Source organism: uncultured Streptomyces sp., assembly GCF_947488945.1.
Taxonomy (GTDB): domain Bacteria; phylum Actinomycetota; class Actinomycetes; order Streptomycetales; family Streptomycetaceae; genus Streptomyces.
The window spans coordinates 114,607-137,667 of the sequence record NZ_CANLBS010000006.1 but is presented as its reverse complement, the minus strand read 5'-3'; the positions used below and the strand labels follow the sequence as shown (position 1 = coordinate 137,667).

At 72.4% G+C, this 23,061-nt stretch carries 15 protein-coding genes, 1 pseudogene and 1 riboswitch; of the genes and pseudogenes, 6 read left to right on the top strand and 10 right to left on the bottom strand.

The annotated features are described in order from the left end of the window. Window positions 1-206 precede the first annotated feature (206 nt). On the top strand, window positions 207-2,033 hold the full coding sequence (locus tag Q0994_RS11475) for a M23 family metallopeptidase (protein ID WP_299532451.1): 1,827 nt from the start codon (window positions 207-209) through the stop codon (window positions 2,031-2,033). Window positions 2,034-2,154: 121 nt separating this feature from the next. On the opposite strand, the gene pcrA is transcribed toward Q0994_RS11475, so the two are convergent. Further along, window positions 2,155-4,632: a DNA helicase PcrA gene (pcrA, locus tag Q0994_RS11470; protein ID WP_299532448.1), complete on the bottom strand. Its 2,478-nt coding sequence runs from the start codon at window positions 4,630-4,632 to the stop codon at window positions 2,155-2,157. A gap of 234 nt (window positions 4,633-4,866) precedes the next feature. After that, window positions 4,867-5,026, top strand: a riboswitch (cyclic di-AMP (ydaO/yuaA leader). On the opposite strand from pcrA, the gene Q0994_RS11465 reads away from it, so the two are divergent. Next, entirely contained in the window at window positions 5,025-6,182 is a 1,158-nt protein-coding gene (locus Q0994_RS11465; protein WP_299532446.1) for an NlpC/P60 family protein, read from the top strand. It overlaps the preceding riboswitch by 2 nt. 187 nt (window positions 6,183-6,369) lie before the next feature. Here Q0994_RS11465 and Q0994_RS11460 read toward each other — a convergent pair whose 3' ends face one another. After that, window positions 6,370-7,233, bottom strand: coding sequence for a sugar nucleotide-binding protein (locus tag Q0994_RS11460; protein WP_299532444.1), 864 nt, complete (start codon window positions 7,231-7,233; stop codon window positions 6,370-6,372). Between the two features lie 52 nt (window positions 7,234-7,285). After that, the gene (locus Q0994_RS11455) at window positions 7,286-7,639 is read right to left on the bottom strand and encodes a hypothetical protein (RefSeq protein WP_299532442.1); all 354 of its coding nucleotides are present in this window, start codon (window positions 7,637-7,639) and stop codon (window positions 7,286-7,288) included. Window positions 7,640-8,170: 531 nt separating this feature from the next. Here Q0994_RS11455 and Q0994_RS11450 point away from each other — a divergent pair. Then, window positions 8,171-9,238 carry a C40 family peptidase gene (locus Q0994_RS11450; RefSeq protein WP_299532439.1) on the top strand — a complete coding sequence of 356 codons (1,068 nt, stop codon included), beginning with the start codon at window positions 8,171-8,173 and terminating at the stop codon, window positions 9,236-9,238. A 236-nt stretch (window positions 9,239-9,474) separates the two neighbouring features. Then, window positions 9,475-9,978, top strand: a complete 504-nt coding sequence (locus Q0994_RS11445) for a YrdB family protein (RefSeq protein WP_363325542.1) — start codon at window positions 9,475-9,477, stop codon at window positions 9,976-9,978. Window positions 9,979-10,099: 121 nt separating this feature from the next. Here the strand turns inward: Q0994_RS11445 and Q0994_RS11440 are convergent, their stop codons facing one another. Both Q0994_RS11440 and Q0994_RS11435 read right to left on the bottom strand, forming a co-directional pair. Then, window positions 10,100-10,798 carry a response regulator transcription factor gene (locus Q0994_RS11440; protein ID WP_299532437.1) on the bottom strand — a complete coding sequence of 233 codons (699 nt, stop codon included), beginning with the start codon at window positions 10,796-10,798 and terminating at the stop codon, window positions 10,100-10,102. Continuing rightward, window positions 10,795-12,081, bottom strand: a complete 1,287-nt coding sequence (locus tag Q0994_RS11435; protein WP_299532433.1) for an ATP-binding protein — start codon at window positions 12,079-12,081, stop codon at window positions 10,795-10,797. The genes Q0994_RS11440 and Q0994_RS11435 overlap by 4 nt, the downstream gene beginning before the upstream one ends. Window positions 12,082-12,255: 174 nt before the next feature. Here Q0994_RS11435 and Q0994_RS11430 point away from each other — a divergent pair, with 174 nt between their 5' ends. After that, window positions 12,256-13,620: a PspC domain-containing protein gene (locus Q0994_RS11430; protein WP_299532431.1), complete on the top strand. Its 1,365-nt coding sequence runs from the start codon at window positions 12,256-12,258 to the stop codon at window positions 13,618-13,620. A 156-nt stretch (window positions 13,621-13,776) separates the two neighbouring features. Here Q0994_RS11430 and Q0994_RS11420 read toward each other — a convergent pair whose 3' ends face one another. The 3 genes from Q0994_RS11420 to guaA form a co-directional block, all read right to left on the bottom strand. Further along, window positions 13,777-14,286 carry a DoxX family protein gene (locus Q0994_RS11420; protein WP_299532426.1) on the bottom strand — a complete coding sequence of 170 codons (510 nt, stop codon included), beginning with the start codon at window positions 14,284-14,286 and terminating at the stop codon, window positions 13,777-13,779. A gap of 265 nt (window positions 14,287-14,551) precedes the next feature. Beyond that, window positions 14,552-15,820: a hypothetical protein gene (locus Q0994_RS11415; RefSeq protein ID WP_299533035.1), complete on the bottom strand. Its 1,269-nt coding sequence runs from the start codon at window positions 15,818-15,820 to the stop codon at window positions 14,552-14,554. 451 nt (window positions 15,821-16,271) lie between these two features. After that, window positions 16,272-17,867 carry a glutamine-hydrolyzing GMP synthase gene (gene guaA, locus Q0994_RS11410; RefSeq protein WP_299532424.1) on the bottom strand — a complete coding sequence of 532 codons (1,596 nt, stop codon included), beginning with the start codon at window positions 17,865-17,867 and terminating at the stop codon, window positions 16,272-16,274. Between the two features lie 470 nt (window positions 17,868-18,337). On the opposite strand from guaA, the pseudogene Q0994_RS11405 reads away from it, so the two are divergent. Beyond that, window positions 18,338-18,637 (top strand): annotated as a pseudogene (locus Q0994_RS11405) (chorismate mutase); the annotation flags it as partial. A gap of 517 nt (window positions 18,638-19,154) precedes the next feature. Here Q0994_RS11405 and Q0994_RS11400 read toward each other — a convergent pair. Beyond that, window positions 19,155-20,876 (bottom strand): peptidase, encoded by a 1,722-nt coding sequence (locus Q0994_RS11400; protein WP_299532421.1) that lies wholly within the window; start codon window positions 20,874-20,876, stop codon window positions 19,155-19,157. Between the two features lie 257 nt (window positions 20,877-21,133). Beyond that, window positions 21,134-23,056, bottom strand: a complete 1,923-nt coding sequence (locus tag Q0994_RS11395) for a GMC oxidoreductase (RefSeq protein WP_299532419.1) — start codon at window positions 23,054-23,056, stop codon at window positions 21,134-21,136. Between the last annotated feature and the right edge of the window lie 5 nt (window positions 23,057-23,061).

Here is a 23,061-nt window from a genome sequence, read left to right as displayed (position 1 = left end):
AGTAATAGAACAGAGTTCGAACGAATCGCCAACGCCCCGTGCCCGGTGGAACGAAAGATGCCCGTTTGCCCGATTCCGTGGGACCCAAACCCTCGCCGAAGATTGTCGCGCCCGCATACCGCCGGGTACAGTCGCCGCCATTGCTTCCCCGGGGAATCCCCCACCACCCCGGGACGGGTCCTGCTGCCGAGGCGAGAGAGAAGTTGGTGAACGACCAGCACCCCCACGCCACCGGGTACGTCGGATACGACTCCGGGACGACCAGCAGCTACGCCGTGGATCCGCTCTTCGGAACCTTCCCCGGCGGCCAGGACGGCACCGGCGCGGCCGCCTACGGCCACGGTCATGACGGCGGTCCGTACGCCGGCTACGACACCGCGCAGGCGCAGAGCGGCTACGCCGAATCCTGGACGCACGAGCAGGACGCCCCGTACGCCTATCCCGGGCAGGCCGAGCAGGCCCCCGGCAGCGCGCAGCAGGGATACGACTCCGCCGGCTGGCAGGCCGCCGGCCACCCGGCGCCGGACGCACCGGACCCCTCCGGGCAGTGGGCCACCGGCGACTGGCAACTGGCCCCGACGCAGAGCGGTACCGGCCTCTGGAACCAGTCCTGCACCGACGACTTCCCGGCCGCGGCCTACACCGCGGTGCCGGACGGCGGCACCTCCCCGTACGACACCCCCGGCTACGGCACGGCGGTCTACGGCACCGGCGACCAGGACACCTTCGGCGCGGGCTTCGACACCACCGCCTACGCGGCCACGGCCTTCGCGACCGGCACCGGCGGTTTTGACCTCCTCGCGCCGGACGGCGGGGCCCACACCGCGTCCCCCTTCGAGACGGGCGCCTTCGACACCTCGGCCCTGGATCCCCACGGCTACGACTCGGCCGCCTTCGGGGCCACCGGCTTCGAGACAGGGACGTACGGGGCGACCGCGTACGACACCGGGGCCTACGACGCGACCGCCTGGAACCAGGCCGGACCGTCCGACGCCACGCCCGGGACGGCCGACTACGCCCCCGAACATTCGTCGGGTCGCGCGCCCGAACACGGGGCGCCCGAACAAGCGACGCACGAACGGGCCACCGATCCGGACGTCTCCGGCGACGCGCACCACGCCGCCGACGACGACGCCCCGTACGGGCAGCACCCCTACGGAGACGCGGAGCCGGGCGGCCCGGCCGACGAGGACGCCGAGCACGGGACCGCGGCGGAGCATCACGACGCCGGCCCGCACGCCCCCGCCGGAACGGTCCGGCCCGGTGGGCGGTCCGCGACCCGCAACCGCGCGCGGCGCCGTACCCCGTCGAAGCGGTCGGCGCTGCTGACCGTCGCCGTGCCCTCCGCCTGCGTGATGAGCGTCGCCGGGATCGCCGCGGCCTCGGTCGGCGGCATGGGCGGCGAGGAGAGCAAGGACAACGGCAAGACGGCGATGGCGGCCGACGACGACGCCACCGTCAAGACCGTCGCCGCGGCCAACAGCAAGCTGGACACCCAGCTCGCCAACGTCCGGGCCGCGGGCGAGGACTTCCGGGACCGGGCCAGCCGCACCCAGGAGCGCATCGACCTGGCGGCGCGCGCAGCCGCCGAGAAGAAGAGGCGGGCGGACGAAGCGGCCCGCAAGGAGGCGGCACGGCCCAAGTTCGTGCTGCCGGTCGAGCAGCACGGCCTGAGCGCCTACTACGGCCAGGCCGGGGTGAACTGGATGTCGGTGCACAGCGGCATCGACTTCCCCGTCTCCTACGGCACGCCGGTGATGGCCGCGACCGACGGCACCGTGCGCACCCAGTGGAACAGCGCCTACGGGAACATGGCGATCGTGACCATGGCCGACGGCACCGAGACCTGGTACTGCCACCTCAGCAGCACCAAGATCCGGTCGGGATCGGTGAAGGCCGGCGACGTGATCGCGTACTCCGGGAACTCCGGCAACTCCACCGGTCCGCACCTGCACTTCGAGGTCCGCCCCGGCGGCGGCTCCGCGATCAACCCGCTCCCCTGGCTCAACAGCCACGGCATCGATCCACAGTAGGTCCGGGACCGGACGACCCGACCGCACGCATGCGCACACCAGGGGCACCGGGCCCACCGGCCCGCGCTGCGGCGGGCGGGCGTCCGGGTCCGTGCCGAACCGAGGACGCCCGCGGGGACCACTACAGTTTCTCGACCGGCGCGTACCGCAGCAGCAGCTTCTTGGGCCGCTCGTCGCCGAAGTCCACGGTCGCCTTCGCCTGGTCGCCGTACCCCTCGACCGCCGTCACCGTGCCCAGCCCGAACTGGTCGTGGGTGACGCGGTCGCCCACCGAGACCTGCACGACCGGCTTGTCCGAGCTGCGCCGCGTGGCGAAGCCGGACGGGCCGGAACGCGCGCGGGACGAAGACAGTGACGAGGTGACCCCGGAGACCGGCCCGGCCGGGGCCGCCATCGGTCCCTTCCGCTTCCACTCCAGGTGCTGGTCCGGGATCTCCTCCAGGAACCGCGAGGGCGGGTTGTACGAGGGCTGTCCCCAGGCGCTCCGCATCGAGGCGCGGGTCAGGTAGAGCCGCTCGCGGGCGCGGGTGATGCCCACGTAGGCGAGGCGGCGCTCCTCCTCCAACTCCTTGACCTGGCCCAGCGCCCGCATGTGCGGGAAGACGCCGTCCTCCATGCCGGTCAGGAAGACCACCGGGAATTCGAGGCCCTTGGCGGTGTGCAGGGTCATCAGCGTGATGACGCCCGAACCGTCCTCCTCCTCGTCCGGAATCTGGTCGGAGTCGGCGACCAGCGCCACCCGTTCCAGGAACTCCGCGAGGGTGCCGGAGGGCGGTGCCGCCGCGTCCGCGTCGTCCGTCTCCGCCACACCCGCCGCTTGACCCTGCTCCTGCTCGAACTCAAGGGCGACGGCGGCGAGTTCCTGCAGGTTCTCGATGCGGGTCTCGTCCTGCGGGTCGGTGGACGCCTGGAGTTCGGCGAGGTACCCCGTTCGCTCCAGCACGGCTTCCAGAACGACGGCCGGACCGGCGCCGGACTCGACGATGGTGCGCAGTTCCTCCATCAGCGTGTTGAACCGCTTCACCGCGTTGGTCGACCGCGCCGCCATGCCGTACGCCTCGTCCACGCGCCGGAGCGCCTGCGGGAAGGAGATCTTCTCGCGCTGCGACAGGGCGTCGATCATCGCCTCGGCGCGGTCCCCGATGCCCCGCTTGGGGACGTTGAGGATGCGGCGCAGCGGGACGGTGTCCTCGGGGTTGGCGAGCACCCGGAGGTAGGCCAGGATGTCCCGGACCTCCTTGCGCTCGTAGAAGCGGACGCCGCCGACGACCTTGTAGGGCAGCCCGACCCGGATGAAGATCTCTTCGAAGACGCGGGACTGGGCGTTGGTGCGGTAGAAGATCGCGACGTCGCCCGCCTTGGCGTCGCCCGCGTCGGTGAGCCGGTCGATCTCGTCGGCGACGAACTGCGCCTCGTCGTGCTCGGTGTCGGCGACGTATCCGGTGATCCGGGTACCGGTGCCGGCGTTGGTCCAGAGGTTCTTGGGGCGGCGGCTCTCGTTGCGCTCGATGACGGCGTTGGCGGCCGAGAGGATCGTCTGGGTGGAGCGGTAGTTCTGCTCCAGCATGATCGTGGTGGCGTCCGGGTAGTCCTCCTCGAACTGGAGGATGTTGCGGATCGTCGCGCCCCGGAAGGCGTAGATCGACTGGTCCGCGTCACCGACAACGCACAGCTCGGCGGGTGCCGCGCCCTCGCCGGACGGACCGACCAGCTCGCGCACCAGGGTGTACTGCGCGTGGTTGGTGTCCTGGTACTCGTCGACCAGCACGTGGCGGAAGCGGCGGCGGTAGTGCTCGGCGACGTCCGGGAACGCCTGGAGCAGGTGGACCGTCGTCATGATGATGTCGTCGAAGTCGAGGGCGTTGGCCTCGCGCAGCCGCGCCTGGTAGAGGGCGTACGCCTGGGCCAGGGTCTTCTCGAAGCCGTCGGCGGCCTGGCCGGCGAACGTCTCCTCGTCGATCAGCTCGTTCTTGAGGTTGGAGACCTTGGCGGTGAACGACTTCGGCGGGTAGCGCTTCGGGTCGAGGTCGAGATCCCGGCAGACCAGCGCCATCAGGCGCTTGGAGTCGGCGGCGTCGTAGATCGAGAACGACGAGGTGAAGCCCAGCTTCTTCGACTCGCGGCGCAGGATGCGCACGCACGCGCTGTGGAAGGTCATGACCCACATGGCGTGGGCCCGGGGCCCGACGAGCTGCTCGACGCGCTCCTTCATCTCGCCCGCGGCCTTGTTGGTGAAGGTGATCGCGAGGATCTGGCCGGGGTGGGTGCCGCGTTCGGCGAGCAGGTGGGCGATGCGGTGGGTGAGCACGCGCGTCTTGCCGGAACCGGCGCCCGCCACGATGAGCAGGGGCGATCCGGCGTGCACCACCGCGGCCCGCTGCTCGGTGTTGAGCCCGTCCAGCAGGGCGGCGGAGTCCACCACGGGGCGCGGGGCGCCGTCGCGGTAGTACCCGTCCCGGGGCGGCGGGGGCGCGTCGAACACACCCGCGAACAGCCCCTCGGGCACCTCGTCGGGTGCGTGGTCCTCGGGGGGCGGCGGGGGTCCCTCCTCCGCGGGCTGGAGGCCGGCCAGGAAGCTGTCGTCAAAGAGGCTGCTCATCGCTTGACGAGTCTAGGCGGCCCCACCGACAACCGTGGCCGCGTCCCGGAGGGCCGCCCGCGAACCGCCACCGCAGGCTCCGGAGCGGACACGGAGGGTGAGGGAAGAGGGCCGGGCCGATCAGGTCACGAAAATGTATCGGGCATATCGCACACGAACCTTCACAGGCGCCCCACGCATTGGCTAGCGTGCCCGTCGGGCGGCCCCGAACCCCATCAGGCGATCCACGCCGCACGGGTGCCCCCGCCGAATCCGTCGTCCCGCGAGGGGAGCACGGAACCGGGGACCCACACGCGTCACCGGGGTGAATCGGTCCCCGCCCGGGACCGTAGGGCAGCCTTCCGTTCCGCCCGAACCCGTCAGCTAACCCGGTAGGCGGTCCACGGAAGGAGATGCCGGTCGTGGCATCGCATCGCAAGCCGCGCCCCCGGGTGCGCCAGTCGTCGTCCGCCGTCGGCCTCACCACGGTGGCCCTCGCGTCGGTCACCCTGCTGTCCACCCAGAGCGCCCAGGCCGCACCGTCGCAGCCCGCGCCCGGCATCGAGGAAGTACGGCAGAAGGTCGACACGCTCTACCGGCAGGCGGGCGTCGCCACCCAGCAGTACAACCGGGCGAAGACCGCGACGACCCAGCAGCGCGCCAAGGCCGACCTGCTGCTGGAAGAGGTCGCGCAACGCGCGGACCAGGTCAACGAGGCGCGCAGGGCGCTCGGCAACTACGCCGCCGCTCAGTACCGCACGGGCGGCATCGCGCCGACGGCGACGTTCTTCCTCGCCGACGACCCGCAGGCGTACTTCGACCAGGACCAGCTGATGACGCGACTCACCGCGAAGCAGCAGGAAGCCGTCGACGACTTCCGCACCCGGCAGACCGAGGCGGCGGCGAAGCGCGCCGAGGCGGTGGAGAGCCTGGAGACGCTCACCGCGTCCCAGGACGAGCTGCGCACCAGTAAGCAGACGGTGCAGGACAAGCTCGCCGCGGCCCGGACGCTGCTGTCGAAGCTGACCGCCGAGGAGAAGGCGCGCCTCGCGGAGCTGGAGCGCAAGAAGGAAGCCGAGGCGAAGAAGAAGGCCGCGGAACTGGCCCGCAAGCAGGCCGCCGCGAAGGCGGCTGCCGACGCGGCCGCGGCGAAGAAGGCGGCGGAGCAGCCGGACACCACCGCCTCCGGCTCGACCGCCGGTACCGGTTCCACCACCGTCTCCGGCAAGGGTGCGCAGGCCTTGGCGTTCGCTGAGTCGCAGATCGGCAAGCCGTACGTCTGGGGCGCCACCGGCCCGTCGTCGTACGACTGCTCCGGGCTGACGCAGGCGGCCTGGCGGGAGGCGGGCGTCGACCTGCCGCGCACCACCTGGGACCAGGTCGAGATCGGCATCCGCGTGGCCACCGAGGACCTGCAACCCGGTGACCTGGTCTTCTTCTACGACGACATCAGCCATGTCGGCATCTACAAGGGCGACGGCATGATGGTCCACGCGCCCAAGCCGGGGGCCGACGTCCGCGAGGAGTCGATCTACTACATGCCGATCTACGGCAGCGTCCGACCGGCCTGAACCGGGGGCGGTACGCGACGCCGAACGCGTGCGGGGCCTGATCCGGGGAGACGACGGTACGCAGGTGCCGTACGCGTGCGGGCCGTGTGTGCGGGGGGCGTCTGTGCGGGAGGCGTCTGTGCGGGGGCCGTGTGCGCGGGCCGTGTGTGCGGGCCGTGTGTGCGGGGGCGTACGCACGGCTCGTTCGTCAGGGGCCGGCGGGCAGGAACCGGCGGGCTCCGCGCAGCGGGACGGAGAGCTCGCGCAGGGTGGCGCGGCAGTCGAGCCGGACGTCGAGGGCCCCGGGGCAGGCGCTGCCGGCCCGCAGCGCCGGGGTCAGCCGGGAGGCGTCGAGTCCGTCGCGGCGGGCGACGAGAAGCCCGAGTTCGTACCGGCTGACGGCGTCGTCCCCCGCGAGATGGCGGACCCCGCCGGCGTCGGAGAAGGCGAGTTCGAGCAGCGCCCGGGCGAGGTCGGCGACGTGCACCGGGCAGCGGACGTCATCGGTGAAAAGCGCCCCGTCCCGTGCGCCGGCCGCCAGATCGTGCACCAGGCGTACGTGGTGCGAGCGGCGGTCGCCGATGATCAGCGAGGTCCGGGCGACCACGGCACGCGGATACACACAGCCGATGCCCGTCTCAGCAGCCGCCTTCGCCGCGCCGTACGGGGTGAGCGGGTCGGGCGGACAGCTTTCGTCGTAGTGGACGCGGGCACCGGAGAAAACCGCGTCGCTGGAGACGTGGACGAGTCGGCTGCCGTGCTCGGCCGCGGCCATGGCCAGGCGGACGGGGCCCTCGGCCGTCACCGGCCAGTCGGATCCCCCGCTGGTGGCGTTGACGATCACGTGCGGGTCCGACGCGGCCAGCACGTCCTCGATGCGGCCGGGGTCCCGCAGATCCAGGGGGTACCAGGTGGCCCCGGTGGCCGTGGGGCTGCCACCGGTGTCCTGACCGGTACCGCCGCCGGGGGGCCGGGTGGCCCAGGTCGCGGCCGTCGGGTGTCCCAGGGCCGTTGCCCGGCGGACCAGTTCGGAACCCAGGAAACCGCTACCGCCGACGATCAGGACCTTCATGGACAGGACGGTAGAGGGTGCGGTCCCGCGGCGGAGCGGAACGGCCGATCGATCAGGTCCAGAGGGTGGCGATGAAGATGTTGGCGAGCGTGAGTCCGCCGACCGCCGCGAAGGCCCCCTTGCTCACCTTCTCGTCGTCCCGCTTGACGTAGATCAATGCCAGGACGACGACCAGGAACAGCAGCTTGACGCCGATCTTGACGTTGTTCACCGGGTGATCGTCGGCCTGGTGGAAACCGACCAGCGCGACGCCCGTGACCAGCATGGTCAGCGCACCGTGCAGCATCCCCGGCACGAAGCGGGCGGTGCCCGCACCCATCGCCTTCATCTGGGTCAGGAACCCGCCGAGCAGCGCGGCGATGCCGATGACGTGAAGAGCGACGAAGACATTGATGAGTACGTCCATGGCTCCGCAGCCTTTCACGGGCCCGCCGGGACGCGTCGGTCGGGGGCGGGGCCGGGCAGCAGGGGCGGGCCCGGGGGACGTCGCGGGGGGCGGGCGGGGCCGACGGGTTGGACGGGGCGGGCGGGGCGAGGCAAGGTGCGGCGCGGCGGGGCGCGGTGCGGGGTGGCCACCACCGGGTCGCCCCGCGGGCGGATGGCGGTCCCGAGCCGGGTGAGGGAAGCCTCAGCAATGTCCGGTCGCGAACGTCGCAGCGCGCACATCACCCGGACTCATCGGCCATTTCCGGTCTTGCGGCGAAAACGAAACGCCAGGCCGCGGCAATTACCGGTCAAGGCGCTACTTTGCCGTGACCCCGGCCTAGCGTCCCTTCCAGGTGTCCGGCGCTCCTTCGCCGTCCGGTGACGCGGACGGCACCCGGGCACCGAGCCGGTAGAACCGGCGGTGCGCCACTCCCCCGCAGTGGCGTCCGCCGGAGCTCTCGGGCCCGTCGGTAGCCCCCGGCGGGCAAGCGACAGGAAGGATGCAGCCCTCGTGGCCGCGCACCGGAAGACCGCTCATCGCAAGCCCAAGCAGCGACCGTTCACCGGTCCTGCTGCCCGCACCGCCGCCACCCTGGCACTCGCCGGCGCGGCCACCGCCGCCGCCTCCGGCACCCCCGCCGGAGCCGACCCCCAGCTCACCTCGGCCCAGGTCAAGGCCAGGGTGGACCGGCTGTACCGCGAGGCCGAAGTGGCCACCGAGCACTACAACGGCGCCAAGGAGCAGGTCACCTCGGCCGCCCGGGCGGTGGAGGACCTCCGCGACGAGGCCGCCCGCCGCACCCAGCGGCTCAACGCCTCGCGGGACGCGATCGGCGCGCTCGCCGCCGCGCAGTACCGCGGCGGAGGCCTGAACCCCGCCCTCCAACTCGCGCTCTCCTCGGACCCGGACGAGTACCTGGAACGCGCCTCGTACGTCGACCGGGCGGCCGACCGCCAGTCCAGCGCGCTCCGGGGAATCCAGGGACAGATCGTGGGGATCGCCCAGCTGCGCGCACGGGCCGGGAGGGAGATCGCGGCTCTGACCTCCCGTCGGGCGGAGCTGGCCGAGCACCGATCCACCGTGCACGCCAAGCTCGCCGACGCGAGGAAGCTGCTGGCCACGCTGACCGCGTCCGAGCGCGCCGCCTACGAGACTTCCGCCGACGCCGCCCACGGCACGTCGCTGCGCGCCGGCCGGTCGGCCTCCCGCTCGGCCGTCGCCGCTCCCCACACCCGTGCCGCCCAGGCCGTCGCCTTCGCCTACTCCTCGCTCGGCAAGCCCTACGTCTGGGGAGCCACCGGCCCTTCCGCGTACGACTGCTCCGGCCTCACCCAGGCCGCCTGGCGGGCGGCGGGCGTCGCACTCCCCCGCACCACGTACACCCAGATCAACGCCGGCACGCGGGTGTCTCGTTCCCAACTCGCCCCCGGTGACCTGGTGTTCTTCTATGCGGGCATCACCCATGTCGGGCTCTACATCGGCGGCGGCCAGATGATCCACGCCCCGCGACCCGGGGCACCGATCCGCGTCGCGTCCATCAGCGACATGCCCTTCGCGGGAGCGACCCGGGTGGGGTGACGGCCACACCGGGCGGTCACGGGACGCGGGACGCCGGCCCGCACAACACGGTTCCGGCGCCACCACCGCGGGGCGTCGCGTGGCGGCCAACCCGCCCAAACAGGCACGGTGGAGGGTCCCCCAGCGGTAGCCTGCCTCGGATCGCGTGCCCCGGTGCCGTCGGGGACTCGCCCGGGTGGGCCGGCCGGGATGCACCGGGGCACCACGAGGCACCGTCACGGGGAGGTGCGCCGGACATGGCGCAGGGCAAGACGGATCGACACGCGTTCCCGACGGGCCAACCCTGGTGGACGGCGAACGAGTTGCTGGCCTTCCTGCTCGAAGTCACCGCCATCGTCTGCCTGGCGTGGTGGGGGTTCGCCAGGGGGCAGGGCGAGCTGCCCGCGCTGGTGCTCGGACTGGGCGCCCCAGCCGCCGCCGTCCTCCTGTGGGGGCTGTTCGCCGCTCCTCGCGCCCGGTTCGACGTGCCGCTCGCCGGTGTGCTCGTCGTCAAGGCGCTGGTGCTGGGCGGCGCGGCGGTAGCGGTCCACGACCTCGGGCATCCGAGGGCTGCCGCGCTGTTCGCTGCCGTGTCCCTGGCGAACACCGCACTGGCGGAGACTTTCCGGCACCGGCACCGGCACCGGCACCGCCGTGGGCCTGGTCCTGCGCCTGGTCCTGGTCCTGGTCCTGGAGATCCTGGTCCTGGAGATCCTGGCCTGGGAAATCCTCACCCTGGCGCGCGCCCGGGGAGCAGCTGAGGCAGGGCCCGCGGGCAGCTCCTGCCGACGGCGGGGGCTACGTACCGACCGTGGCCTGGCCGGACCCGGTACCTTCACTCCGCTCGCACGGCCTCGGCGCCGCGCGGCGGTGCGTGCCGGATCAGACGAGCCGACGTGCCGTTGCCCAACGGGTCAGTTCGTGGCGGTTCGACAGCTGTAGTTTCCGCAGCACCGCCGAGACGTGCGACTCCACCGTCTTCACCGAGATGAAGAGCTGCTTGGCGATCTCCTTGTAGGCGTATCCCCGGGCGATCAGCCTGAGCACCTCCCGCTCCCGCTGGGTAAGGCGGTCCAGGTCCTCGTCCACGGGGGGTGCCTCCGTCGAGGCGAAGGCGTCGAGGACGAATCCGGCCAGACGCGGCGAGAAGACGGCGTCCCCCTCCTGGACCCGGAATATGGAGGAGACCAGATCGACGCCGGTGATCGTCTTGGTGACATACCCCCGCGCTCCGCCCCGGATGACGCCGATGACGTCCTCCGCCGCGTCCGAGACGGACAGGGCGAGGAACCGCACCTGGTTCTCCGCCGCCGACATCAGGGGTGCGCAGCGCCGCAGCACCTCGACCCCGCCGCCACCGGGCAGGTGGACGTCCAGAAGGACGACCTCGGGGCGGGTCGCCGTGATGACCGTGACCGCCTGGTCGACATCGGCAGCCTCCCCGACGACCTCCACACCGGTCTGCTCGGTCCGGCCGATCTCGGCCTGCACGCCGGTACGGAACATCCGGTGGTCGTCCACGAGCACGACCCGCACCCGCCGCTCCGGGCCCCCGGCCGCCGCTTCGGTGTTCTCGGTCATTCGCTCGCCCTTTCCATTTCCAGTTCGACTTCGGTTCCCCCGCCGGGCGCCGTGCGCAGCCGGGCCGTGCCACCGTTCCGGCGCATCCGGCCGATGATCGATTCTCTTACGCCCATCCGGTCCTCGGGAACGGAATCGAGGTCGAATCCCGGCCCCCTGTCCCTCACGGAGACGAAGACCGTGCCCCCGTCCACCTCCGCGTAGACCTGGACGGGACCGCCTCCGCCACCGTACTTGGCGGCGTTGACCATCGCCTCGCGCGCGGCCTGGAGCTGCGCGGCCAGCTTGTCGTCCAGCGGGCAGTCGCCCACGACGACGACTTCCAGCGGCACGCCCTGCTGGTCCTCGACCTCACCGGCGGTGCGCTTGACGGCCTCGGCGAGCGTCTCGGGTTCGTCGTCTCCGTCCTTGCCCGTGCCGCCGGGGTTGTACAGCCAGTTCCGCAGCTCGCGCTCCTGGGCGCGGGCCAGCCTGCGGACTTCGGCGCCGTCGTCGGCGCTGCGCTGTATCAGGGTGAGCGTGTGCAGCACGGAGTCGTGAACGTGGGCGGCCACTTCGGCCCGCTCCTGGGCCCGGATACGCATCAGACGTTCCGCGGAGAGGTCCTGCGTCATGCGGACGAGGTAGGGGCCCGCGAGCAGAGCGATGCCGGTCAGCACCGCGATGGCCGCCGTGATGACGTTCCCCAGCTGGGCCGCCGAACCGCGCACCACCATGAAGGCGGCGAGGCCGAGGCCGACCAGGGCGACGCCGGCCAGGGCCCGGGCGATCCGGAGCACGCCCCGGCGACGGCCGACGTCCATCCACTGGGCCCGCCTGGCGTTGTCGGCCTGCCGCCACACCAGGACGGAACCCGCACCGATGAGCAGCGTCGGCCAGATGTACCGGTCCGCGTCGCTGCCCATGTCGACGTTGCCCACGAAGATCAGGGCGCCGACGATCAGCGCGACCAGGGCGAAGACCTGCCCCTTGTCCGGGGCGCGGAATCTGCGGCGGCCGTCCGGCGCGGGCTCGAAGAGCGACCGCTGCGGCTCGACCCCGCCGACCCCGAGAGGGACGACGATCCAGAACACGGCGTACAGCAGGGTCCCGAGGCCGTCCGCGAAGAAGAGGCCGAGGAAGACGAACCGGACCCATACCACCGGGAGGCCGAGGTGGCCGGCGAGGCCGCGCGCGACGCCGCCGAGCAACCGCCCCTCGCCGCTGCGGTACAGCTTGCGGGTGGGCGGCTCCTCCGGATCCGGCGTCAGGGAGCTGGCGGCTCGTGTCGTGGCGGCTGGCATGGACCGATCGTCACACGGGCGGCCCTGCCACGGCATCAGGGTAGAGCCCTCATTCGACCCTGATACCGGGACTCCGGGGCGGGCCACCCCTCAGGGTTCGGTTCGACCAATATCAGGGACGGGCCAGGGTCGCCTCGGGTGCCGCGGCGGGGTGCGGGCCGTCACCATGGGTGCATGACCGCATTCCAGGACGCCCCTCCGGGCGCGGCGCCGCCCGACGCGCCGAAGCCGCAGCTGCGCCGCAGCCCGCGGCAGAAGGTGGTGGCCGGTGTCTGCGGCGGCCTCGGCCGCTACTGCGACGTGGATCCGGTGATCTTCCGGATCGTGCTCGGGGTCCTCGCCGTCGCCGGCGGGACGGGGCTGATCTTCTACGGCTTCGCCTGGCTGCTGCTGCCGGCCGAGGACGAGGAGGAGACCGAGCTGCGCCGCCTGCTCTCCGGCCGGGTCGAGGGCGTCTCGCTGACCGCTCTGGTCTTCGCCCTGGTCGGCTGCGGGCTCTTCCTCTCGATGCTGAACAACGGAGGGGTGCTGGCTTTCGCCTCCATGCTGGCACTGGCCGTCGTCGGCTTCGCCGTGTGGACGAAGCACCGCAGGGAGTATCCGCGACAATCTCCGGCCACTCCGGAGCAAGGGCGGCCGGCAGCGAACGTCACCGCCCCGGTCGTGAGCCCGCTGGGAACGGTCCCGCCGGAGGCGAAGCCGCCTCCCTCGCCCGCCGGACCGTCCTGGTGGCGGGATCCGATCGTCAAGGACGGTACGACCGGGCCGTCCGGGTCCGGCTATCTCTGGGGACCACCGGACGCGGCGGCCGACGAGGGGAAGAGCTCCGAGGATCTGACCGCCCGGGTGTTCCGTGATCCGGCCGGCCGGACGCCCGCGGAGAAGGGTCCGCGTTCGATCGGGGGGACCCTCTCCCTGCTCGCCGTGGTCGCGGGTGCCGTCGGCGTCCATCGGAGCTGGGACTCCCAGCCGTTGGGCACGAGCCTGACGATCGGGCTGGCGGCCATGCTCGCGGTGCTCGGACTCGGCCTGCTGATCGCTTCGCTCTTCGGCCGGACGGGCACCGGCACGGTCCTGCTGGCGGTCGTCACGGCGCTCCTGCTGGCGGGGGCCGCGGCCCTGCCGAAGGACATCACCACCACCTGGGGCCGCGAGACCTGGCGCCCGGCGTCGGTGGCGGCCGTGCAGCCGCAGTACGAGATAGGCACCGGGACCGCGCGGCTCGACCTGTCCCGGATCGAGGTGCCCTCGGGGTCCTCCGTCGCCACGCGGGTGGAGGCCGGTGCGGGCCGGATCGTGGTGGTCGTACCGCCCGAGGTGACGGTCGAGGTGCGGGCGGAGGCCGGGTTCGGGCACGTGCGGCTGCCGGGCCCGGACGACACCGGGAGCGGAGACCCCCGCAAGGACATCGATCTGGCGCCGGACGTCCGTCGCGAGGTCACACTCGCCCCGGCCGGGGGCGGAAAGCCCGCCGGCACGGTCGAACTGCACCTGGAAGTCGGCGTAGGGGAAGTGGAGGTGAGTCGTGCCGCGTCATGAGTTCCGGCCGGGCCGCGCGGTGGCGGGGCTGGTGATGCTGGCGCTGGCCGGCGGTTACGCCGCAGACGCCGCCGGGGCGTGGCGGGCGCCTTGGGCCTTCTTCGTCTCGGTGCTGGTCGGCGGCCTGTGGGTGGCCGCCACGGCGACCTGGTGGGCCTACAGGCTCCGCCGACGGCGGGCGGGCAGAAGCGCGTCGACGGAGAACACCGTGGCCCCGGCGAGCAGCAGCGGCAGCCAGGCCATGAGGTAGACGAGGTCGTTGCCGTAGTAGTAGGGGGTGGCCTGCCAGCTCACCGTCAGCCACAGGCTGAGCGAGATCAACGCACCGCCCAGTGCGGCGACCCGGGTCCAGAGCCCGATCAGGGTACCGATACCGACGAGGAGTTCACCGATGGCGATGGCGTAGCCGAAACCGGCCGGGCTGTTCAGGGCGAGGTCGACGAGGGCGGGAATGGCGGAGGAGTCACGCACACCGCGCATCTGCTCACCGATCGAACCGGCGCCGTTCGAGGACAGGAAGGCGCTGTCGGTCAGTTTGTCGAGACCGGCGTAGACGAAGGTGACACCGAGGAAGATCCGCAACGGGAGCAGCGCGTACTCCCGCGCACGGTCCCGCAGACTGCGCGGCTCCGCGAGCGCGTATCCGCCATTTCCGTAACCCGACATGCCTGCCCCTTTTCCAGTGACCCCGTCAGCCAACCATACGTAAAACGATACGAACGGGTGTACCGATCCCCGCCCCGGGGCCGGGGCGACCACTCGGCCGGTAGTGGCCCCCTCGGGACGAGTGCAGGCATCGGAGTAGGGCGGCCCGCCAGGGAGAGAGCGATCAGACGAGGAGGGGGCGATCAGCCAGGCCGAGGGGGGCAGCCAGGTGATCGAAAAGAGGCACCAGTCCACCAGCGGGCCAGTCCGCGAACCTGTCAGTCCGTCAGTCCGTCACGTCGATGGTGCAGCGGTTGGTCTCCACTCCTGCCGCCGTGACCACTTGTACGTCCACCGCGCCGGGCTCGACCTCCACGGGCACCGGCACGGTCAACACGGTGTCGGTGGGGTTGGCGAAGCCTCCCGCGACGGGGATGAGCGGGACGTGTACGTGCACCGTTCCGATGCGCACCGTCAGACGGGCCAAGCGGTCGGGGCTCCCTGCCCCCGGCGGCACGAAGCCCGCGCCGCGGATCTCGATGTCGTCGCCCGTGCGGATCGGGGCGTCGAGGTCCCCGGCCTCCCTGGCGCGCACGACGGAGAGGATCACGGGGCGCCCGCCCTCCGCGTACTTCCCGGCGAAGTAGGTGGCGGCCGAGACGCCGACCAGCAGCGCGAGCCCCCACGGGAGGTCCGGCAGCTGTTCCGGACGGCGGGCCAGCCGGACGGCGGCGAAGAGCACGGCGACCCCGCTGACCAGCACATACTGCACGTCGGTGAAGCTGCCGCGACCGGAGTCGTCGGTGAGCAGGTCGGCGGCCCGGGGGCGTTCCGCCCGCAGCTTCTGCAGCCGCTGCCCCAGGACGCGTACGGACACCACTCGGCGCACCAGGACCGCGATGGCGCTCACCAGTGCCAGCACCGTCAGCACACCGGCCGAGCGCATCAGGTCGAGGCCCTCGATCAGTGCGTCCCGGTCGGCGTGGTCGGAGGCTCCCGCCAGTTGGAGAGCGAGCACCAGGACGGCGAAGACCGCGAGCAGCACCCACGCCGCGGCAACGGTGCGGGAGGTGGAGAGCCGGTTGTCCTCTCCTATCAGCGGCGCGAGAAGGCCGCCGCGCGCCCGGTGGAATCGGGCGGCGCCCGTCAGCAGGGCGGCGGTGACGGCTCCCGCGACCAGTCCGGCGGTGCGTGCGGTGGACCATCCGGCGCCGATCGCGGTCACCGCCTCACCGATCACGAGCGCGGCGAAGCCGCCCCAGACCACGAGCAGGGTCCGCTCCCAGACCTTGCGGAGCCACACGTCACCGGCTTCCCGTCCCCGGTCGGCGAGGGCACGCGCCGCCCCGGTCAGTTCGTCCGACACCCACTGCCGGGACGCGGACGGGGACTGCGCCACGCCGGTCGGCAGCCCCTTGCCCGCCGCGAGTTCGTCGCGCTTGGCGAGAAAGGCGGCCACGGCCTGCCGGTGTCCCTCGCGCGCCCCGTGCGGGCAGTCGCCACACGTACAGCCTCCGCCGTGGGCGCGGTACGCCCTCGCCTCGTCCAACGCCACGACGTGTGCCGCCCTCTCCCACCCCGGTACAACCAACTCACGTACTATCGCAGCGAATTGTGCCTTACCGGACGGAGATCGCCCGCATCGGGGGCGCGTGTCGCGGGAGTTACGGGCCCACGCCCCGTCCCGCCCCTTCCAGCCGCCCACCGCCGCTCGCCGCCCACCAGCCCCCGTCCAGAGCCCTTGCCCCTTGGGCTCCGGCTCCGGCTCCGGCTCCGGCTCCGGCTCCCAACGACAGCGCGCAACGCCGGTCCCGTACATGCCGGTCCCGTTCACGCCCGTCCCATGCACACCCGCCCGTACAACCCGTCCCGCACACGTCGACGCCGTCCACCCCGCACACGACGATGCCGCCGCCCCACGGAGGGGCGGCGGCATCGGGTCCCGGTGCGTCGACCGGGTGGGCGTGCGGGTCGGTGGTCAGCGCCCCGTGTCCCTCACGCGCGGGTCACTCCCACTCGATGGTCCCCGGGGGCTTGCTCGTGACGTCGAGCACCACGCGGTTGACGTCGGCGACCTCGTTGGTGATGCGGGTCGAGATCTTCGCCAGCGTCTCGTACGGCAGGCGCGACCAGTCGGCCGTCATCGCGTCCTCGGACGAGACCGGGCGAAGCACGATCGGGTGGCCGTAGGTGCGGCCGTCGCCCTGGACGCCGACCGAGCGGACGTCGGCCAGGAGGACGACCGGGCACTGCCAGATGTCACGGTCGAGACCGGCTGCGGTCAGCTCCTCGCGCGCGATGGCATCGGCCTCGCGCAGCAGGTCCAGCCGTTCCTTGGTCACCTCGCCGACGATGCGGATGCCCAGGCCTGGGCCGGGGAACGGTTGACGGTGGACGATCTCCTCGGGAAGGCCGAGCTCCTGGCCGACCATCCGCACCTCGTCCTTGAAGAGCTGGCGGAGCGGCTCGATCAGGGCGAACTCGATGTCGTCGGGAAGTCCGCCGACGTTGTGGTGGGACTTGATGTTGGCGGTGCCGGTACCGCCGCCGGACTCCACCACGTCCGGGTAGAGGGTGCCCTGCACGAGGAAGGCGACGTCCTCACCGTCGGCGGCGCCCTCGGCGACGATCTCGGCCTGGGCCTGCTCGAACACGCGGATGAACTCGCGGCCGATGATCTTCCGCTTCTGCTCGGGGTCGGAGACCCCGGCGAGCGCGTCCAGGAACCGCTTCTCGGCGTCGACGACCTTGAGCTGGACGCCCGTGGAGGCCACGAAGTCCTTCTCGACCTGCTCGCTCTCGCCCTTGCGCATCAGACCGTGGTCGACGTAGACGCAGGTGAGCTGAGAGCCGATGGCCTTCTGCACCAGGGCAGCCGCCACCGCGGAGTCGACGCCGCCGGACAGGCCGCAGATGGCGCGCTTGGTGCCGACCTGCTCGCGGATCGCGGCGATCTGCTCCTCGACCACGTTGGTGGTCGTCCACGTCGGCTCGATCCCGGCGCCGCGGTACAGGAAGTGCTCCAGAACCTGCTGGCCGTGGGTCGAGTGCATGACCTCCGGGTGGTACTGGACGCCGTAGAGCTTCTTCTCGTCGTTCTCGAAGGCGGCGACCGGCACGACGTCCGTGGACGCGGTGACCGTGAACCCCTCCGGGGCGGCGGAGCAGGCGTCGCCGTGCGACATCCAGACCGACTGCTCGGTGGGGGTGCCCTCGAAGAGGGTCGAGCCGGCCTTGGAGACCGTGAGCCCGGTGCGGCCGTACTCGCGGGCGCCGTTGTCGTCGACGGTGCCGCCGAGCGTGGTCGCCATGAGCTGGAAGCCGTAGCACATCCCGAAGACGGGGACGCCAGCCTCGAACAGCGCGCGGTCCAGCGAGGGTGCGCCCTCGGCGTAGACCGAGGACGGACCGCCGGACAGGATGATCGCGCGCGGGTTCTTCGCCAGCATCTCGGCCACCGGCATGGTGGACGGGACGATCTCGCTGTAGACCCGTGCCTCACGGACGCGGCGGGCGATGAGCTGGGCGTACTGCGCGCCGAAATCGACTACGAGAACCACGTCGGTGGTGCTGTCGGGGGCGGCGGGGGGTGCTGCTGGCACGAGGCGGCCTTCCGGCGGTGAGAGGGGTCGGTCCTTCAATTCTACCGGCCGTGCGGGTGAACACCTTCGCCCCGCGGCTCCGCACCCCTGTCTCACCATCCGGTACCGGCTTTGATCCGGGGCGGGCGGCGGGTCCATACTGCTGCCATGCGTCAGCACACGATCTTCGTCTTTACCTATGGCACCCGGTCCGCCGGCTGCCATGGTCGTGCTGCTTGAGCAACTGACGAGCAACGTTCCAGGCGCCCCGGGCCGACAGGCCCGGGGCGTTCTGGCGTTCCGGACCCGTCCCCGGGGCCCGTTCACCGACGGGAGTCACCCCCATGAGCACCATCAGCACCGCCGCCACCGCCCCGCACGCCCCCGCACCCACGGCCTTCTCCGCGTCCGGCAAGCCCTCGGAGCCCGGCACCCCCACGGCATCCGGTGCGTCCTCGGCATCCGGTGCGTCCCCGGCCCCCGGGACCGCCACCGCCACGCCCCCCTCGAAATCGGCGGCCGAGTGGACCGGGGCGCGTACAGAGGAGGCGGTGACGTTGATCGGGGACGCCCGGTCACGCATCGACGCGCTGGACGACCGGATCATCGGGCTGGTCCAGGAACGGATGGCGGTCTCGGCGGTCATCCAGGAGGCCCGGATCACCTCGGGCGGGCGCCGGGTCAACCTGTCCCGCGAGATGGAGGTGCTGACGCACTTCAGCGACGCGCTGGGCAGGCCGGGCACCCCGCTCGCCATGACCCTGCTCGAACTCTGCCGGGGTCGCGTCTGACCCGGTCCCCGACCGGAGGGCGGTCAGGACGGGCCGGGGGAAGGACCCGGGCGGCGGAGAACACTCCGGCGCAGGGGCCCGCACCCGAGTTCGGACGCGCTCTCACCCGTACGGCGCGTGACCCGCGTCCCCGCGGGTTCGTTGATCCCCATGTCCGTGCCAACCAGGGGCGGCACCGGTAGGAAACCACGCGTGGCTCCGTCGGGTCGTGTGGCGCATCACAGGTGCGCCGTGGGACCGCGTCCCGACGCGCGTGACCGGACCGCAGGGGACAGCGGCCCGGTCACTCCGTTCGCGATCGGCCCGGGGACGCCTGGGCCGATCGCTTCCGGGTCCGCCCAGGCCCGGCCCTCCCCCGGAAGACCCCGGCCGTCCCACAGGCAAGAGCCCCCACCCCCGTCCGGCCGTCCCACAGGCCCCGGGCCGCCGCCCCCTCGGGCGGCGGCAAGCCCCCGCAGCGCCTCGGCTCCGACGTCCCCGCCCGACTTCCGGCGTCCGGCGTCCGCGACCGGCAGGCTCAGCCCTGCCGAGCCCGCCGCCGAGCGACGACGAACAGCGCGCCGCCGGCCAGCAGCGCCGCGGCGCCCACGGCCGACACCGTCGCCACCGCCGTGCCGGTGGACGCCAGGCCGCCGCCCTCCGTGCCGGTCTGCGTGGTCGGCCCGCCGCTCGTGCCGTCACCGGCCGGCGAGGCCGCCGCGGCCGACGGCGTTGCCGACGCTCCGCCGGTGGTGCCGGACCCCTCCGAGCCGCCGGCGTCCGTACCGCCGTCCGTACCGCCGTCGCTGCCGCCCTCGGCACCGCCGTCCGTCGGGCCCGTGCCGTTCAGCACGACGCGGGCGGTGTTGTTGGCGTTCTTCGGGTCGAACGGGAACTCCGGCTCGAACAGGCCCCCGCGCACCGTGACCGAACCGGCCGCGTCGGCCACCTTCTGGTCGATCTTCAGCTCGAACGGCAGCGCGATGTCGGCCCCGTCCGGCACGGTCATCGACGAGTCGCAGAAGTAACGCGGCGCGCCGAGCTGCTGCTCCCGGTAGGCGCCCTTGGCCGTGACGCCGCGGCAGGACTCCGGCTTGGCGGTGACCGAAGCGCCCTCGGGCACGGTGAAGTCGACCGTGCCGACCGACTCGCCGGAGCGGACGTAACCGATCCAGGCCGGGCCCTCGTTACGGAAGCCGAGCTCGGCCGTGACCGTCTCGCCGGCCTCGCCCGCGAGCGCGTCGCCGTACGCGACGAAGTCGGCGGTGTTCTTCGTCAGGAAGTCGATCTCCTGCTGGTTGTCGCTCGGGTTGAGGTCGCCCGAGCGGGCCGTCGGGGCCTTCTTCAGGGTGAGGGCCGGGCCGGCGCCCTTCTCGAAGGAGGCACCGGAACGCTGGGCGGCGCGCTGCGCCGGACCGTCCTCGCCGACGCGGTAGATCAATGTGTCGATGTAGGCGTGCTCGCCCGTGACCACGGTGAGCGGGGTGTCCAGCGTGTAGGTCGCGCCGGGCTCGTAGCTGCCCGGGAAGGAGCACAGGACGGTGGACATCCAGGCGAACTCGCTCCGGCCGTACTCGCAGTTGGAGTAGTCGCCGGGCAGTTCGAGCCCGGAGGAGTACATCAGGGTGAGCAGGACCCCGTCCGCGGCGCGGGTGCCCTTGTTGGTGAAGGACAGCGGTGCCTGCTGGCTGTCGCCCGGCTCGTTCTGCTGGGTGAAGGGGATCTGCTTCATCACGAGGTCGGGGCCGCCGACCGTGATCCGGGTGGTGAACGGGGTGAAGGTCGCGCCGTCGGCGGAACCGGTCACCGCGATGGTGCCGGTGTCGCCGTCCTCACTGCCCTTCGCGGCGGTGACCCGCAGGTCGGCGATACCGCTGAGACCGGGGTAGATGCCCCAGTCCTGGCAGACCGCGGTGGTGCCGGTGACCTCGCAGTCGTCGCCCGCCTCGCTGTCGAACGTGACGTCGGCGACGCCCTGGACGCCGCTGAGGTCGAGGGTGATCGTGTACTCGGACTCGAACCCGCCGCCCTCCTCGTCCTCGGACGGGTTGTTGACGGTGAGCGGCACGGAGGCGACGGACGGCTTGCCGCTCGCCGGATAGGTGTGCACCGCGGTCTCGGCCGGGCCGCCGAGCGTGAAGACGGGGTCGGCCGCGTGGACGGGAGCGGCGAGGGCGAACGAGCCTGCCGTCAGCAGACCGGCTGCGGCGAGGCCGGCAGCGGAACGTCGCAGGCCGGGTCTCGGGGTGGTGCGTGTCATCGCGGACCTCTGGGTCTCTACGGAAGCTGTGTGACTGCTGTGACTGCTGTGACGCAGGTACGTGGTACGACCACGCGACGGCCTCCACGGTTGCCCTCCCCGATGATCACGGATCGGCCACAACTCCCCCTGCCGGGGCGGCTCCTGCGGATACGTCCGCATCCCTCCCCGGCCTCGGCCGGCCCCGACCGCCTCTCCCGGGACCCCGGCCCTCCCCGCGCCCCGTCTCCGGCTGCGTCCCCGCGCCCCGGCTGCGCCTACGCCCCGTCGTCCTTGGCCGCTGCCTCCGCCGCCGCCTCGTCCTGCGAGGGCATCGCGTCCGCGGGCACCGTGGCGTCCTGGGCGGGCGCGGCCGGGGTCTTCGGCGGCACGGCCGGGATGCCGAGGAACGGCAGACGGAGGGCGCCGAACGCGTCCTTGGGCACCGTGGGCGCCACCGGTTCGACCGCCGCCAGCCGCCGGTACGCCTCGCCCTGCGCGGGGCGGGCGTCCCGCTCCCCCTTGTTCGGCCAGAAGGACAGGGCGCGTTCGGCCTGCGCGGTGATGGTCAGCGAGGGGTTCACGCCGAGGTTGGCGGAGACCGCGGATCCGTCCACGACCGAAATCCCCGGATAGCCCCAGACCCGGTGGTACGGGTCGATCACGCCGTCCTCGGGCGTCGCGCCGATCGGGCAGCCGCCGAGGAAGTGCGCGGTGAGCGGGGTGCCCATGACCTCGCCGATGTTGGAGCCGGGGAAGCCGTTGATCTCCTCGGCGAGCAGCGAGGCGCCCCGGGTCGCCTCCGGGATCTGCGTCGGGTTGGGCGCGCCGTGGCCCTGCCGGGCGGTGAGCAGTCCCTTTCCGGGGCCGGAGGTCTTGCGGTACGCCGTCAGCGAGTTGTCCAGCGACTGCATCACGAGGCCGATGATGGTCCGCTCCGACCAGCGCCGGTTGGAGAGCGAACGGAGCGCCAGCGCCGGGTGCTTGGCCATGTTGCCGAGCCAGGCCAGCACCCGGTGCTTGGCGAGCGGCACCTGGAGGACGGTGAGCCCGCCCATGGCGTTGGAGCCCTTTCCGTAGCGGACCGGCTCGATGTGGGTGTCCGCGTCGGGGTGGATCGAGGACGTGATGGCGACGCCCCTGGTGAAGTCGGCGCGGGCGATGCCGTGCTTCTTGCGGTAGCGCCGGTCGCTGGTCTGCGCGCCGACCAGGCCCTCGGAGTTGGTACGGGTCAGTTCGCCGAGCCTGTCCGACAGGCGGGGCAGCCGGCCGGTGTCCTTCATGGTGTGCAGCAGCGTCTGGGTGCCGTAGGTCCCGGCCGCGACGATCACCTGGCGGGCCCGCAGTACCTTCGGGACCGCCTTCCGGCGGCGTTCGGTGGGCGCGGTGGAGACGGCGTAGCCGCCGTCGGGGTGTTCGGCGAGGGCCACCACCGAGGTCATGGGGTGGATGACCGCGCCCGCCTTCTCGGCGAGGTGGAGGTAGTTCTCGGTAAGGGTGTTCTTCGCCCCGTGCCGGCATCCGGTCATGCACTCGCCGCACTCGGTGCACGCCTTGCGGGCCGGTCCCGCGCCGCCGAAGTACGGGTCGGCGACCGTGCCGCCGGGCTTCGCGGTGGACGTGCCGTCCGCGTCCTTCCCGTCGCCGAAGAAGACGCCGACCGGGGCCAGGTGGAAGGTGTCCCCGACGCCCATCGCCTCGGCGACCGCCTTGAGGTGGACGTCGGAGGGGGTGAGCGTCGGGTTGAGCCGCACTCCGAGCATCCGCTTGGCCTGGTCGTAGTACGGCGCGAGTTCGTCCTGCCAGTCGGTGATACCGGCCCACTGGCGGTCCTGGAAGAAGGCGGCGGGCGGCACGTAGAGGGTGTTGGCGTAGTTCAGCGAGCCGCCGCCGACGCCCGCGCCGGCCAGCACCATGACGTTGCCGAGGAGGTGCACGCGCTGCAGCCCGTAGAGACCCAGGGCCGGGGCCCAGAGGTAGTTCTTCAGGTCCCAGGAGGTCTTGGGGAGCGTGCCGGGGGTGAAGCGGCGGCCCGCCTCCAGCACGCCGACGCGATACCCCTTCTCCGTCAGCCGCAGCGCCGAGACCGAGCCGCCGAAGCCCGAGCCGACGACCAGGACGTCGTAGTCGTACGCCGTGTCGTCCCGGACCGCGTCGTCGTCCGCTTCCGCCCGGTTCCGGGCAGGGCTGTCCTGGGTCATGGCTC

Coding starts and splice junctions, on each gene's coding strand:
- pcrA (WP_299532448.1), bottom strand. CDS start 4,632: ATGAGCAGCCTCTTTGACGACAGCTTCCTGGCCGGCCTCCAGCCCGCG.
- Q0994_RS11465 (WP_299532446.1), top strand. CDS start 5,025: ATGCCGGTCGTGGCATCGCATCGCAAGCCGCGCCCCCGGGTGCGCCAG.
- Q0994_RS11460 (WP_299532444.1), bottom strand. CDS start 7,233: ATGAAGGTCCTGATCGTCGGCGGTAGCGGTTTCCTGGGTTCCGAACTG.
- Q0994_RS11455 (WP_299532442.1), bottom strand. CDS start 7,639: ATGGACGTACTCATCAATGTCTTCGTCGCTCTTCACGTCATCGGCATC.
- Q0994_RS11445 (WP_363325542.1), top strand. CDS start 9,475: ATGGCGCAGGGCAAGACGGATCGACACGCGTTCCCGACGGGCCAACCC.
- Q0994_RS11440 (WP_299532437.1), bottom strand. CDS start 10,798: ATGACCGAGAACACCGAAGCGGCGGCCGGGGGCCCGGAGCGGCGGGTG.
- Q0994_RS11435 (WP_299532433.1), bottom strand. CDS start 12,081: ATGCCAGCCGCCACGACACGAGCCGCCAGCTCCCTGACGCCGGATCCG.
- Q0994_RS11430 (WP_299532431.1), top strand. CDS start 12,256: ATGACCGCATTCCAGGACGCCCCTCCGGGCGCGGCGCCGCCCGACGCG.
- Q0994_RS11420 (WP_299532426.1), bottom strand. CDS start 14,286: ATGTCGGGTTACGGAAATGGCGGATACGCGCTCGCGGAGCCGCGCAGT.
- Q0994_RS11400 (WP_299532421.1), bottom strand. CDS start 20,876: ATGACACGCACCACCCCGAGACCCGGCCTGCGACGTTCCGCTGCCGGC.
- Q0994_RS11395 (WP_299532419.1), bottom strand. CDS start 23,056: ATGACCCAGGACAGCCCTGCCCGGAACCGGGCGGAAGCGGACGACGAC.